Origin of the sequence: Corynebacterium lactis RW2-5, from assembly GCF_001274895.1 — a bacterium.
Taxonomy (GTDB): Bacteria; Actinomycetota; Actinomycetes; order Mycobacteriales; family Mycobacteriaceae; genus Corynebacterium; species Corynebacterium lactis.
Window position 1 is genome coordinate 1887289 of the sequence record NZ_CP006841.1, and the last position, 14228, is coordinate 1901516.

The 14228-nt window shown below is 59.3% G+C and carries 12 protein-coding genes and 1 tRNA gene; 2 read left to right on the plus strand and 11 right to left on the minus strand.

Going from position 1 to position 14228, the window contains the following annotated elements; translation table 11 throughout:
* Nucleotides 1-259: 259 nt before the first annotated feature.
* Nucleotides 260-1888 (minus strand): MFS transporter, encoded by a 1629-nt coding sequence (locus CLAC_RS08205; protein WP_082313265.1) that lies wholly within the window; start codon nucleotides 1886-1888, stop codon nucleotides 260-262.
* A gap of 123 nt (nucleotides 1889-2011) precedes the next feature.
* On the opposite strand from CLAC_RS08205, the gene CLAC_RS08210 reads away from it, so the two are divergent.
* Nucleotides 2012-2085, plus strand: a tRNA-Ile gene (locus CLAC_RS08210).
* Between the two features lie 19 nt (nucleotides 2086-2104).
* Here the strand turns inward: CLAC_RS08210 and CLAC_RS08215 are convergent.
* Nucleotides 2105-2671, minus strand: a complete 567-nt coding sequence (locus CLAC_RS08215; RefSeq protein WP_053413363.1) for a thymidine kinase — start codon at nucleotides 2669-2671, stop codon at nucleotides 2105-2107.
* 60 nt (nucleotides 2672-2731) lie between these two features.
* Here CLAC_RS08215 and CLAC_RS08220 point away from each other — a divergent pair, with 60 nt between their 5' ends.
* On the plus strand, nucleotides 2732-3736 hold the full coding sequence (locus CLAC_RS08220) for a PfkB family carbohydrate kinase (RefSeq protein ID WP_053412495.1): 1005 nt from the start codon (nucleotides 2732-2734) through the stop codon (nucleotides 3734-3736).
* On the opposite strand, the gene CLAC_RS08225 is transcribed toward CLAC_RS08220, so the two are convergent.
* The 9 genes from CLAC_RS08225 to CLAC_RS08265 form a co-directional block, all read right to left on the minus strand.
* Complete coding sequence (locus CLAC_RS08225) at nucleotides 3733-4383, minus strand: MusI family membrane protein (RefSeq protein ID WP_053412496.1); 651 nt, start codon at nucleotides 4381-4383, stop codon at nucleotides 3733-3735. The two genes, CLAC_RS08220 and CLAC_RS08225, sit on opposite strands and share 4 nt — an antisense overlap.
* Before the next feature lie 54 nt (nucleotides 4384-4437).
* Nucleotides 4438-5331, minus strand: a complete 894-nt coding sequence (locus CLAC_RS08230; RefSeq protein WP_053412497.1) for a carbohydrate ABC transporter permease — start codon at nucleotides 5329-5331, stop codon at nucleotides 4438-4440.
* On the minus strand, nucleotides 5332-6177 hold the full coding sequence (locus CLAC_RS08235) for a carbohydrate ABC transporter permease (RefSeq protein ID WP_053412498.1): 846 nt from the start codon (nucleotides 6175-6177) through the stop codon (nucleotides 5332-5334).
* A gap of 168 nt (nucleotides 6178-6345) precedes the next feature.
* Complete coding sequence (locus CLAC_RS08240) at nucleotides 6346-7629, minus strand: ABC transporter substrate-binding protein (RefSeq protein ID WP_425388819.1); 1284 nt, start codon at nucleotides 7627-7629, stop codon at nucleotides 6346-6348.
* A gap of 477 nt (nucleotides 7630-8106) precedes the next feature.
* A complete protein-coding gene (locus CLAC_RS08245) occupies nucleotides 8107-9321 on the minus strand; it encodes a DUF4032 domain-containing protein (RefSeq protein ID WP_211255398.1) in 1215 nt (404 codons plus the stop codon).
* 68 nt (nucleotides 9322-9389) lie between these two features.
* Nucleotides 9390-10526 carry an ABC transporter ATP-binding protein gene (locus CLAC_RS08250; RefSeq protein ID WP_053412501.1) on the minus strand — a complete coding sequence of 379 codons (1137 nt, stop codon included), beginning with the start codon at nucleotides 10524-10526 and terminating at the stop codon, nucleotides 9390-9392.
* Between the two features lie 98 nt (nucleotides 10527-10624).
* On the minus strand, nucleotides 10625-11899 hold the full coding sequence (gene phoH2 / locus CLAC_RS08255) for an RNA 5'-3' helicase PhoH2 (RefSeq protein WP_053412502.1): 1275 nt from the start codon (nucleotides 11897-11899) through the stop codon (nucleotides 10625-10627).
* A gap of 126 nt (nucleotides 11900-12025) precedes the next feature.
* Nucleotides 12026-13480: an FtsX-like permease family protein gene (locus CLAC_RS08260; RefSeq protein ID WP_053412503.1), complete on the minus strand. Its 1455-nt coding sequence runs from the start codon at nucleotides 13478-13480 to the stop codon at nucleotides 12026-12028.
* Nucleotides 13480-14196, minus strand: coding sequence for an ABC transporter ATP-binding protein (locus CLAC_RS08265; RefSeq protein WP_053413364.1), 717 nt, complete (start codon nucleotides 14194-14196; stop codon nucleotides 13480-13482). Before CLAC_RS08265 ends, CLAC_RS08260 begins: the two co-directional genes overlap by 1 nt.
* Nucleotides 14197-14228: the final 32 nt, after the last annotated feature.

Genomic DNA, 14228 nt, shown 5'->3' on the forward strand with positions numbered 1-14228 from the left:
AAGAGATGTTGTTGTTGATTCGATTTCTAGGCCTAAAGGACCCGCGATAAAACCGCCCTTAACAACAGGAGGAACTAGAGATGTGACCGTAGTCCAGCCAGCGACGCGTCGTGAGCATATTCATGGTGGTGAAAACTCGATTCTTCTTTTGGGTGATTCGGGGGTGTGAATCAGGCCGTGGATTAATCACGAACTCAAGATGACAAAAACTACCAACAGACAGACTGGATTGTCTATTCCGGGTTTCCCCGACTATGAGCTATTTCACTTCGTTTTCCGACGTATTCCGCGCTCCGCGGCGCAATTGCATCACCTTCAGCGAGCACAGGAACCCGATTGCCAGTGCGCCGACCGCAGAATAGAGGGCGAACTGCGTCGCGTGGGCAAACGCGTTCGTCAGCGGATCGATAACCATCGACGGTGTGCCCTGCGCGCGCAACCCAATCAGAATCGAACCCGCGGAATCCTTCAGCCCCTCGCCCATCTTGGCAACCGATGCCGGCAAGTCCGCGATCTCGCGGTTGAGCCCGACGGTCAGTGCCATTCCGCCGAGGGCAGCGCCTAGGGCCGAGCCGACCTGCCGGATGGTCGACTGCGTCGCCGAGGCCTGGCCGGAGAGGCGAACCGGAATGTCACCGAGGACCAGGGAGGTCAACTGCGCCGAGGCCAGGCCGAGGCCCAGGCCGTAAATCACCAGTGCGACGACGACGAGCCAGAGCGGCAGGCCCACGTGTTCCTCAGCCGCCAGCTGAAGCGAACCGAACACCTCGAGCGCAAGCCCCAGGATGACGACGCCCGCCGGAGTGATCCACGCAGCCAGGTGGCGCGCCATCGCGCCGGAGAAGAACGCGCCGAGAGCCATGGCGGCAAGGACGAGACCGGTTGCGATCGTCGATAGGCCGACCGCCGAGACGAGGTACAGAGGAAGCACGAAGACCAGCGCGAACTCCCCCACTGCGACGAGCATCGCGGTGGTGTTGCCCCAGCTGAAGGTGGCGTAGGAGAACATGGAGATGTCCAGCAGCACCTGGTCTGCATTGCGGCGGCGGTAGTTCTCCCACACGATGAACAGCACAAGCACCACCAGGCCGACGATCAGGGAGAAGAACGGCGTCGAGGGAAAATCGAAGCTTATCTTCGCGCCCTCGATGATGCCGTAGACAAGAGCGCCGAAGCCGATACTCGACAGAACCAGCCCCAGAATGTCGAAGCCCGATTCCTCGCCCGAGCCTGCCGATTCTCCGGAAGTATTCGGCACCAGACGCAGGGCCAGGACAATCAGGATCAGTGCGATTGGCACGTTGACCCAGAAGATTGCCTCCCAGCCGGCGTACTCGGTCAGCACACCGCCCAGCAGCGGGCCCACCGCCGCGGCACCCGCCATGACCGCACCCCAGATACCGAATGCGGTCGCGCGGTCCTTATCCCGAAACAGCGCATTGACGCTGGATAGGGTCGACGGCAGGATGCAGGCGCCGCCGATTCCCTGGATTACGCGGGCGATAACGAGGGGCGCGAGTGCCGTCGAAAGCGCCGCTACAACCGACCCCACCGTGAACACGACCAGGCCGATTAGGAATAAGGTGCGGCGGCCGAAGCGGTCGCCCGCGCGGCCCGCGGTCAGAAGCAGCGCCGCAAAGACCACAGAGTAGATAGTGGTAATCCACTGCGCGCCGACTATGTCGAGCTTCAACTCCGTGATGATGGTCGGAAGGGATACACCGACAATAGTGCCGTCCAGGACGATCATGCCGAGGCCCAATGCCAAAACGACAAGGCCCCACCATCGCGTAGGCGACTGAGCAAACTCCTCAATGGCCTTATCGCGGCTGGCTGGTGCTGCACCAGATGCAGCGGTCGCGCCGGTTGCTGACTTCTGTGCTTTCATACCGGCTATTTTAGGAGCACGAACCGTGTTGCCCCATCAACCAAAAGGCGGAACTTTCACGCTCCTTTTTGGGAGCAGCTTAGTCGTTGCTATGATATTTCGAGGCCCGATTCGACGGGCCTTGCCCCTATAGCTCAGTCGGTTAGAGCAGAGGACTCATAATCCTTTTGTCCCAGGTTCGAGCCCTGGTGGGGGCACTTTTTATGCCCACTTCCGCTAGGCCCACTTCCCCGACATGCGGTTGTAACAGGTAGCGCACACGGAGAGGTACTTCGGGTCCTCCAGGGTCTCGATCTCAACGGACTCGCCGTCCTGCAGGATGGTCCCGTCGGGAGCCAGTCGGGCGGTGAAGATGGCCTTCTTTCCACAGGTGCAGATGGTCTTAATCTCCTCGATGCTGTGGGCCACCTCGAGCAGCCGGCGGGACCCCGGAAAAGCCACGGTCCGAAAGTCCGTCCGCAGCCCGTAACAGAGTACGGGAGTGCCCTGCAGCGTCAGGGCAAGGAGCTGATCGACCTGCTCAGGCGTCAAAAATTGCGCTTCATCGATGATGACACAGTCGTATCCGTCGGCAAGCGAACTGACATCATCGTCAGGGTGAATGACGTGGGCGGCTTCGGCAATGCCAATCCTCGAGTGGACGTCCCCTGCCGCGACCGTGTCAATTGCCGGCTTGGCGATGAGAGGGCGCATATCGCGTTCGCGATAGTTGTGCGCGACGCGCAGCACTTCGATTGATTTTCCGCTGTTCATGGTGCCGTAGCGGAAATAGAGCTTTGCCATAACGACCAAGTTTAAGACCACCCAACCAGTCCGCGAAAAATCGGGCTATCCTTGGAAGTCATGCAGCCGATTACCCCGTCGAAATCCGATCCCACCGTTGTCGTCTGTGGCTCCATCCACCAGGACACCCTGGTCAAGGTGGATAGCGTGCCCCCGGAAGGCGGGACGCTCATAGTGGACGACGGCGTGATCTCGCTGGGCGGCAAGGGCGCGAACCAGGCGGTCGCCATCGCCTTCGACGAGGTCCGGGCGATCATGGCGGGTACCGTCGGCGAAGATCGCGCCGCAGACTTCGTGATTGAAGAACTCAATTCCCACGGCGTCGAGGTTCACTCCATCAACACCTCGTGGGATCTACCCACAGGCAGCGCTTTCGTGGCGACGAATAAGCAGGGCCGCCCGGTTATCTTCGTCCAGCGCGGCGCCGATGCCTTGACCGACCCGACCGATTTCACCGATGACTTCGCCACCGCCGATATCGTCCTCGCCCAGGGCGAGCTACTGCCCGAGGCCACCGAGGCCATCGCGTCGGTAGCTTCGATGTACAACGCGCGACTGGTCCTCAACCTCAACCCGGTCAGCATCGTCACCCCCGCACTGATCGACCATGCGAACCCGCTGATCGTCAACAAGAAAGGCATGTGGGAGACGCTGCGCCGCCTGGACATTTCCGAGGGCATCCTCGCCAGCGATTTCGGCTCCCAGATTAGGGCTCTGCTCCAGTACAGCCCGAGCGTGATTATGCTCCGCGGCGAGGACGGCTGCCTCTACTCCGAGGCCCCGCAAAACTCCCGCGAGGAGGCCACGATTTACGAGCATCCCGCTCTGCTCCTCCCGGCCGAAAAGGTCGTCGACGGCACCGGCTCCGGCGATGCCTTCGTAGGCACGCTCACCGCTGAGCTCGCCAAGGGCAGCTCGCTTGCCGACGCCGTCCAACTCGCCACCGCCGCTGGCGCCGCGGCGGTCCAGGCCGTTGGCGCGTGCGCAGCGTTTGCTCCGCGGGAAAAGCTGCTCGAGATGATTCAGGCCGAGGACTTCCCCCGCGCGAGGGTCTTCGAAGGCTAGGCGTGATGCTGACTGTCGCGGTCCTCGGCCGGCAGCGCCGGCTCGACAGCCAGCATCACCAGGTACCAGCTGAGCGCGTGGCCAATCAGCATGAAATAGGTCGCGATGGCATAGATGCGACCTGGGAAGAAATACACCGCGGCGGGCGCGATGAGCAGCGCCGCAATCGCCGCAGCGGTACGGGGCAGGTGCCTGATGCTAAGTGCTGCGGCCATGGCTAAGGTTCGGCGAAGCGGCGTGGGGGCGTCGGAAAGCGCGCACAGCGGGTAGACCCAGGCGGTAATTCCGAGCAGCAGCAGCGAGCCCGAGAGCACGCCTGCGGTAAAAACCATCCCCACCCCGCCCAAGTCGGCGCGGGAGATGACGTATAACTCGTAGCCGACGCCACAGGATATGACCACGGTGATGAGCGACCACAGGGTCGGCGTGCGCCAATTTGAAAGGAGCGCGTGCAGGAAGCGACGCACCGGCGCGGAGCCTTCCTCGCGGACCATGTCACGAACAACCACTGCCCCAGCCCGGGTCGAAGCGCCGGCAGTGGCAAAGGGAAAAGACGTGGCGATCATCAAAAGATTGATGATCACAAGATCCGCCAGTAGCGACCACGCTGCGTAGAACTTGGTGTCAGTGCTGAAGAATCTATCCACGTCTTGTCATTGTAGTGTTCGGTTATTGTGACGGCGCAGCCGCGCCAGGCCGGACTAGCCCTTGACCGCGCCGGCGGCGACGCCCTCGATGATGTGCTTCTGGGTTGCGATGTAGAAGACAACAATCGGGATAATCGCGAGAACCAGCATGGCCATCATGGCGCCGAGGTCGCGGTTGCCGTTGGAGCCGACGAAGCTCTGCACGACGACCGGGATGGTCTTGTACTCGGTGGACAGGCCGATGACCAGGTACGGCAGCAGGTAGTCGTTCCACACCCACATAGCGTTGAGGATGGCGACGGTGACAGCGGTCGGCTTTAGCATCGGCAAAACGATGCGGAAGTAGTTCTGCATCGGGGATGCGCCATCAATCATCGCAGCTTCCTCGATGTCAATCGGAATCGACTTGATGAAGCCGGCGAACATGAACACCGACAGGCCGGAGCCGAAGCCCAGGTACAAAACCACAATGCCGATGGGGTTGTTCAGCTGCAGCATGTCCGCGATCTTGACGGTCGGGAACATCACCATCTGGAACGGGATGACCATCGAGAACACGAAGAGGTAGTACAGCAGCAAAGTCCACCATGTCTTCACGCGCGTGATGTAGTAGGCGGTCATCGCGGAGAAGAACACGATGGCGACGACGGAGAGAATCGTGATGACAAACGACCATACGATTGCCCAGCCGAAGCCCTCCTTCATCAACCCGACGGTGTAGTTTTCAACACCGACCCACATGTCACCGAGCGGCAGCTGGAAGGGATTGTCCGAGATTGCGAACTTGGACTTGAAGGAGTTGAAGAGAATGAAGGCGATTGGGCCCAGGAACACCACGGTGAGGAACACCAGGATGGCGTAAATAATGCCCTTCGCGGCACCACCGACCTTGGCCTCATCTTGCTTGACCGAGTTGGGCTTGAGTGCCTTTGCAGCGTCGACGGACATTTATGCCTCCACTTCTTTGCTGCGAGTTGCACGCAGCTGCAGCATCGCAATCGCGACGACCACGACGACGAAAATAACGGCCTTGGCCTGGCCGACTCCCTCGACACCGATGCGGTTGAACATGGTGTTGACGATGTTCAGCGCAACCATTTCGGTCTCGGAGGCCGGCGCACCATTGGTCAGTGCAAGGTTCTGGTCGAAGAGCTTGAAGGTGTTCGACAGGGTCAGGAATAGGCAGATGGTAATCGAGGGCATCACCATTGGGATGGTGACGTGCCGCAGGACTTCCCAGCGGCCAGCACCGTCGATTTCCGCTGCCTCAATTAGCTCCGGCGGCACGTTTTGCAGGCCGGCGATGTAAATAATCATCATGTAACCGACGAGCTGCCAGTTAATCAGGATGATCAAACCCGCGTAGCCGAATTTCCAGTCCGAAACGATCGTCGTGCCGTACGACGCCAACACGGCGTTGATCATCGACTGCCAGGTGTAGCCCAGCACGATACCGCCGATGAGGTTTGGCATGAAGAAGACCGTGCGGAAGAAGTTGGTGCCCTTCAGCTTGCGCGTGAGAATCCACGCAATCCAGAAGGCGAACAGGTTCACGGTGATGACGGAGACGACGACCACCAGGGCGGTGAAGCCGAAGGAGGCCACGAAGCCCTCCCGCTGGCTAAAAGCCTTTTGATAGTTTTCGACTCCGCCCCACTCGGCATCCGTGATGGTCGTGAAGTCAGTAAAGGATAGGAAGAAACCGATAACGAATGGAACCAGGAACGCAATTGCGAACGCAATCAGCGTAGGTAGCACGAATATTGGGAAATACTTTTTCAAGGTTGCTTGCATTACAACACCGATTCTCAAAAGCTAAAGGCGGGGCCTAACCCCTCGGGCCTGCACTACGTCGCAGAGTCCCGAGGTGCCGGGCCCCGCCTTCTCATTAGAAATCCCTCTCGTTTGCAGCTTGGTTCCAGACGGCACCGCGTGTGCAAACGTGAGGATTTCGCAACTTATTTACTTGCTGGAGGATTCTGCAGCCCAGCTGTCAGTAAAAGTCTTCACGACCTCATCCCACGGCATCTTGCCAGAGGCGTACTGAGCCAGCGCTGCGCCGAAGTCGTCCTTGAACTGCTGAGACGGGAAGTACTGGAAGTCCCACGGGATGGTGGTCATTTCCTTGTCTTCGATAGCTGCCGCAACCTCCTTCGCCAGCGGGTCATTCGGGGTATCCGCGTCGGTGAAGTTCTTGAACGGGGCGATGAAGCCGAGATCCTCGACGACGAATTTCTTGCCCTCGTCGGTGTTGTAGAGCCAGTTGACGAAGTCCTTGGTGGCCTTCTGGGAAGCCTCGGATGCCTTGGCGTTGACGGTCAGGTAGTTCTCAGTGCCAACGGAGATACCGGTCTTGTCCTCGTCCTTCAGCCCCATGTACATTGGCATGAACTTGATCTTGTCTTCCTTGACCACGTTGCCGGAGACCTCGCTGATCTGCGACCATGCCCAGTTGCCGTTCTGCACCATAGCGGCCTTGCCCTGTGCGAACTCAGCCATCGAGTCGGACACCGCCTTCGACGGGGCGAGGGTCTTCTCAACGGTGGAGTTGCTCAGGTACAGGTCGAAGAGGTTCTTGAACTCCTTGTTGTACTTGAACTTCACATCGGCAGTTTCTTTGGTGCCGAGGTCCTCAAACTCGTAGTGGACCGGACCGTTAGCCAAGTGGGTCTGCCAGCGCCAGTCCTCACCGGATGCCAGTGAGGTGGAAGCGAAGGTACCGGAGATGCCCAGCTTGTCCTTCTTTGCCTGCATGTCTTCGGCGATTTCCTTCAGCTTGCCGAAGGCCTTGATCTCATCCATGCTCTTAGCCTTGGCGTCCGGCATAGCGAAGTACTTGTCCATGATTTCTTCGTTGTAGATTAGGCCATAGCCTTCCACAGCAAACGGAACACCATAGATCTTGCCGTCCTCCCCCTTCAGCGGCTCAATGCCGTCGTTGAGGTTCTTGGCAATTTCGGTGTCGGACATGTCGGCCATGTAGTCCTGCCAGGTCTTCAGTCCGGTCGGGCCGTTGACCTGGAACAGAGTCGGGGCATCCTTCTTGCCGATTTCAGCCTTCAGGGTCTGCTCGTACGAACCCGATGCGGCGGTGACCACCTTGACGGCAACACCGGTCTTGTCCGTGTAGGCCTTTGCAATCTTCTGGTACGCGGCATCCTGCTCCGGCTTGAAGTTGAGGAAGTAGACGCCACCATCCGCAGATGAGTCATCACTCGAGCAAGCAACCAAACCAGCGGTTGCCATAACGCCTGCTGCAAAGAGGGCTGATGCGCGCTTGAAGTTCTTCACTATTTCTCTCCCCTTAAGAAGAAGGGCCGACCGGCAGAGCGCGCCGCTTGCTAAAGCGGCTTTCCGACGGCCATGACCTCGTTGGATTGCCCCCGACCTACGGCATAAAAGAACCCTGTCACTTGAACTTCATCGCCATCGACGCGGGGTATTTTGACTTACCTAGAATCTTACAGAAGCTAAAACGATTGAGAACATATTCTTAGACCCAGTAGAACAAAAGCTAAACATCGCAATTACTGACGTTCACAAAGTCGCCTTATTTTCGCAGAATACAGCCGTTCAAGTGCGGGGTTTGCATCCAATGAAGACCGCCGATACCCCGAAAGATTCGTCGGCACCGCAACCTCAAACACCCCTATTTGTCCCATGATTTTAAGTTTATAAACACAGGCTCATCGGCTGTTAAGGCTCTAGCAACCTTCCGCGACCCTAGTCGCTATCCTCACCTTCTGACGGCAAAAACACCGATTCGTCGCGGTGCTCCGGAAGAACTCGGTCGACGTAGCTTCGCGTTGCCTCAGCAAGAGAGATGTCCCCCTGCCGCTTTTCCGCCATGTACCAGCGATGTTCTAGCACCTCATGGAAAATCTGGGCATCCTGAAGCCTTCCGCGCAGGCCTTCGGGCACTGCCAGAATCGTCGCCTCAAAAACTTCCTGGAGCCAGCGGTGCGCAACCTGCTCCAGCGGGGTGTTCTCCAGCTCCCGCGAGAGCCGGAACGTTTGCAAACTATTGAGCATCCGCCGCGCCTGCCCTTCCTGGACGTCCAGACCGGTAAGACGCATCAGTTGCCTGTGATGATGCCCGGCATCGACCACCCGAGGACGGAACACGACACGCCCTCCGTCGCTGGTCACTTTCAACTCCCCCACGTCGAAACCGAGGTCGTTGAGCCTGCGAATCCGCTCGTCGACCCGCCAGGACTCCTCAACTCCAATCGATTCCTCCCCCGTCAGCTCCTGCCACAGGCCGGAGTAGCGCTCGGCGATGCGAGTACCCACATCAATAACGTCCATCCCGCAGTCCAAAAATCCGCCAGCCTGCAAGTCCATCAGCTCGCCGATGATGTTGGTGCGGGCAACGTCTACGTCGTAAAGCCTGCGCTGATCGGAGAGTTTGCCCTGCAGATCCCCGGTTTCGGCGTCGACAAGGTAGGCGGAGAAAGCATCCGCATCCCGACGAAACAGAGTGTTCGACAGCGAGACATCGCCCCAATAAAAACCATGCAGGTGCAGACGGACCAGAAGAACGGCCAGGGAGTCAATCAGACGGACAACGGTGTCGCGGGAGACCTGCTGGGAGAATACGGCGCGGTAAGGCAGCGAGTACTCCAGATGCTCCGTGACCAACGCCGCAGTAAGCGGCTCTCCATCCTTGCCAGTGCGGCCCGTAATGACGGCTAGAGGGCGCACCGACGGAGCCCCGAGGCGACGCAGGTCGCGGAGCATGCGGTACTCGTGGTGTGCTGTGAACTCGCCGATCTCCTTCACCGCGATGACCCGATCGTCAAGGTTAATGAAACGGACTACGTGCCTCGAGATGCCCTGCGGAAGCGCTACCAGTAAATCTTTGGGCCACTGCTCCAATGGGGTGTCCCAGGGCAGGAGAAGAAGCTTCGAAGCCACCGTGGTCGCAGCTATTTTCATAGTTTCCGACACGGTGGCTCCTTATAATGCGGTGTCCAGTATCAGTGGCTTGGCTTCTCCGCGAGAGCCTACGCGGGAAGGCGCATGCCAGTCGACTTGGAGAACAGATGCAGCATCCCCGGGCGAACCTTGGCGTAGACCACGGAGCCCAGGCTCGGCGCGGTGCGCGGCGCGGTGCGAATGACCACCTGGCCGTGCTCCTCCTCATCTGGGTTCGACGAGGTACCGGAGCTCAGAGCGCCACCGCCGACGAGGTCGCCGTACATGAATGCGTCAGAGCCGAGCTCCTCGACGAGGTTAACCTTGACCGGAACGACGTCGTCGCCGGGGCCTTCGACGAGCTCGAGAGCCTCCGGGCGGAAGCCGACGATGATCTGGTTGTTATCCTCCGGAGTCATCGCAGCCAGGGCTGCCTCCGGGACCTTGATTTTCGCCTCGCCCAGGGTGGCGTAGCCGCCCGCGACCGCGAACGTGCCCAGGTTCATTGCCGGGGATCCGATAAATCCTGCGACGAACTCGTTAGCCGGGGTTTCGTAGAGCTCCTGCGGGGTTCCCACCTGCTGCAGCACACCGAAGTTAATCACTGCGATGCGATCGCCCATGGTCAGGGCCTCTGTCTGGTCGTGCGTGACGTACATGGTGGTCACGCCCATCTTGCGCTGCATGGCCGCGATCTGAGTACGGGTTTGAACGCGCAGCTTCGCGTCCAGGTTGGACAGCGGCTCATCCATGAGGAATACCTGCGGCTTGCGCACAATCGCGCGGCCCATTGCGACGCGCTGGCGCTGACCGCCCGACAGCGCCTTCGGCTTGCGGTCGAGGAACTGGGTCAGGTCCAGTGTCTTGGCAGCTTCTTCAACACGGCGATTGATTTCGTCTTTTGCCACGCCCGCAATCTTCAGGGCGAAGCCCATGTTCTCTCGCACGGTCATGTGCGGGTAGAGGGCGTAGTTCTGGAAGACCATCGCAATATCGCGGTCCTTCGGCGAGACCTTGGTTACATCGCGGTCGCCGATGAAAATCTTGCCCTCGTTGACATCTTCCAGGCCGGCCAGCATGCGCAGAGTGGTGGACTTGCCGCAACCGGAGGGGCCGACGAGAACGAGGAATTCCCCATCCGCGATTTCGAGATTGAACTTGTCCACGGACGGCTTCGTTGCGCCCGGGTAAATGCGAGTGGCATCAGCAAAAGTCACGGTAGCCATGTGAAATTAAACCTTTCATCGGCAGGTACGTGCCGAACGATCCGAGTGAAAGATAAACGCAGAAACTCAACCTGCGTATCTGCCTAAAAATTCTACGCTTAATCGAGTAACCCGGTAACCAGCTCCGCAATCTTCGATCGCTCCGAACGTTTCAGCGTCATATGCGCAAACAGCTCGTGCCCCTTTAGCTTTTCAATCACCGCCTGCACCCCGTCATGCCTGCCGACGCGCAGGTTATCCCTCTGCGCCACATCGTGGGTCAGTACCACCCGCGAGTTGGTTCCCAGTCGGGACAGCACCGTCAGCAAAACGTTACGTTCAAGCGACTGCGCCTCGTCCACGATCACGAAACTATCGTGCAGACTCCGCCCACGGATGTGAGTGAGCGGAAGCACCTCAAGCATGTCGCGGGAGGCAATCTCGTCCATGACGTTGTCCGACACGAGCCCCTCTAAGGTGTCGTACACGGCCTGCGCCCAGGGGTTCATCTTCTCGTTTTCGGTCCCCGGCAGATATCCGAGGTTCTGCCCGCCCACCGCGTACAGCGGCCGGAAAACCACAATCCGACGATGCTGATTCCGCTCCAGCACCGCCTCGAGCCCCGCGCACAGCGCCAGCGCCGACTTACCCGTTCCTGCGCGCCCGCCCAGCGAGACGATTCCCACCGAATCATCCAGCAGCAGGTCGAGAGCTATCCGCTGCTCAGCTGAGCGCCCTTTAAGCCCAAACGCATCCATATCGCCCCGAACCAGTTTTACGACGCCGGGGGCGCTCACCCTCGCCAGGGCGGACTGGCTACCAGCACTCAACTGCACTCCGCAGTGCAACGGCTGCCCGCTGACCTGCTCGAGCTGAAGGTAACCGTTGGCAAAAAGCCTGTCGATCTCCTCCGGTTCCACATCGATGTCAACGAAACCCGAGTAGCCAGTCAGAACTACGTCCTGCGCCCGGTAGTCGTCGGCGGGAAGGCCGACCGCGCCGGCTTTAACTCGAAGCGGGATGTCCTTGGTGACCAGTACGACTTCGCGCCCCTCGTGCTGGAGGTTCAGGGCGCAGGCGAGGATGCGATGATCATTGGCATCGTTGCGGAAACCGGCCGGTAGGATTGACGGGTCCGAGTGGTTGAGCTCAATATGCAAAAACCCGCCAACCTCGTTGGCGGGCACAGGCCGGTCCAGGTGACCGTGGCGGTAGCGGAGCTCCTCAAGGAAACGCAGCGCCTCACGGGCAAACCAGCCGAGCTCCGGGTGGTGACGCTTCGCTTCGAGCTCGCTCACCACCACCAGGGGAAGCACGACTTCATGCTCATCGAACTTCTTGGCCGCGTGCGGGTCTGAAAGGAGGACCGAGGTATCCAGTACGTAAGTTCGCATGCTCCAAGGCTAGGAAGCCGACATGGAAATTACGTGGTTGTGAGATGAATCCTCGGTTAAGGAACTCCACCCCGCAGGGTTAATTAATCTCAGCCTCTAGTTGAACCTGACGTTTGCCTGGCTTTTCTAGTCATTGCGGCGAACCTGACGATTCAGCAGCTTACGACGGAGCGGATCGACAGCAAGGGTGGCAACGCCAACAAGGATGACAGCCAAGATGTATCCACTCACAACCAATACAGTACGGCTGCTAACTGGATTGGCCTCAGCAGCGGAACCGAAGAGGATGAGACCAAAGAAGCAACCCATCAAAAAAGCCAGGAAGCTGGTGAAGAACAGCGGGAAGAAGGTCTGCTTGAAGGCGGCCCGACGATGAAAGGCAACCGGCGCACCGATGTAATCCAGGGCCTTCGTCAAGGCTGCCTGCTCGTAGACAGCGGATGCCTGTGTCAAAACCGTGGAAACCATCAACAGGGTGAAGCCGATGATGAATGTGATTATAATTCCGACCACAATGTCGTTGGCAAAGGTGGCACCGATGAGGTCTTCGGCCATTTCCAACTTTGGAATCACAGCGATGTATCCGAGGAGTAGCGACAAGAAAGTCATGGCGCTTACTCGGCGCCAGGACTCCTTGGCGTTCGTGGCGACGCGCCGAGTAGCGACGAAGTCGCTGGCGGTACCCAGCGGAGCTGAAAGGCGGGCAACCAGCTGGACGATGAAAGGCGCAACAATATTAACAGCACTAAAAATCACCAGCATGGCGAATGCCGCATAGGCGGTAGCCGCGACATTGATGCTCTTTACATCGAGAGAGTTAATGAACACCACGGTTACCACGAACAGCACGATGAATACGACCAGTCGCCAACGCTTAACGGCCCCTGGAATCTCCCTGCGAGAGACTCCCAGCGGGGAAACCAGGACACGTTTCAGGCCAACAAGAGCGGCAGCCAGAGCCAAGACCAGAACAATAGCCCATACTGCGGGGTAACCCCACCACGGCAGCAACATGTCCCAGGTTCCCAAGTAGTCATTGTCGAAACTGACCAAGGCCCAAAAGGGTGCCGTGGAAACCGACAACACGGTACCAAAGGCGATGCCGATGCCCGCCTGAATCAGGATTTCCACCAGTGTCATACGCGTCACTGCGCCGTTCGACAGGCCGATGAGGCGCAAGGTGGCGAGGCGCCCCTCACGGCCCGCGGCTCCGAGCACTGCAGACTGCGCGACCAGCCCCATCATCGCAGGAACGACGAAGACGCAAGCGATAAAGGCTAGCTGCAGATACAGGTCTCCGTTGTCCTGCATCGCGTAGTCCTGAGGCGTGGGATTTTCCGGCAACGGCGGAGGCGGTACCAGAGACCGGCGATAGAACATCATCGTTCCGCCGGCTACAACGAGGGCGAGCCAGGTGCTGACGGTCATGGCGATTACCGCCAGCGTGGAGAGCCAACCGTTGCCCGAGCGAGTCTCCTGCCCCGCGCGCTGGAGCCTGAAGCTGAGATCTGCCAGCGCAGAAGTTGGTATATGCCCGACCTTTGACGCTGTGTCCTGCTGGGGAAGAACTGTGTTAGTCATTAGTGGTCCACCGCCCCTGCGAGCATGCGGTCGTCGTGAATTAGACCGTCGCGAATCTCGATGCGGCGACGACACCACGAGGCAACCTTAACGTCGTGGGTGACCATTACCAGTGTCGTTCCGGTCTGCTCCACCAGCGCAATCAGCTGCTGCATGACTTCGTGGCCGGTGGACTGATCAAGGGCACCGGTGGGCTCGTCAGCGAAGATAACCGAAGGACCAGAGGCCATTGCGCGGGCGATGGCAACGCGCTGCGCCTGCCCGCCTGACATCTGTCCAGGGCGGCGGCGAGTTAGGTCACCTAGGCCAAGTCGACCGAGGATGTCGTCGGCACGGCGAAGCGCCTTCGATCGGGACTGACCACGCAAAATGGCAGGCAAGGCAGCGTTTTCTCGTGCGGTTAGCTCCGGCAGCAACTGCCCATCCTGGAACACGAAGCCGAAGTCGTTAAGACGCAGGGCCGAGCGCTTGGCGTCGGAAAGCGAGTCGATTCGGGTAGCCCCGAGGGAAACCTCGCCGCTGTCCGGCAGCAGCACTCCAGACATGCAGTGCAGCAGCGTAGACTTGCCCGAACCGGACGGGCCCATGATGGCGACGGTCTCCCCCGGCTCGATGTTTAGGGAGATACCGGTTAGCACCGGGGCAGCGTTGTAAGACTTAGTGATGTCACGGATTGTAAGGCGCTCCTGGTTCGCGCCGGTGTTCTTATTCCTCATGCCATCCATTTCACTTAGCGGAGCGGGAAAAA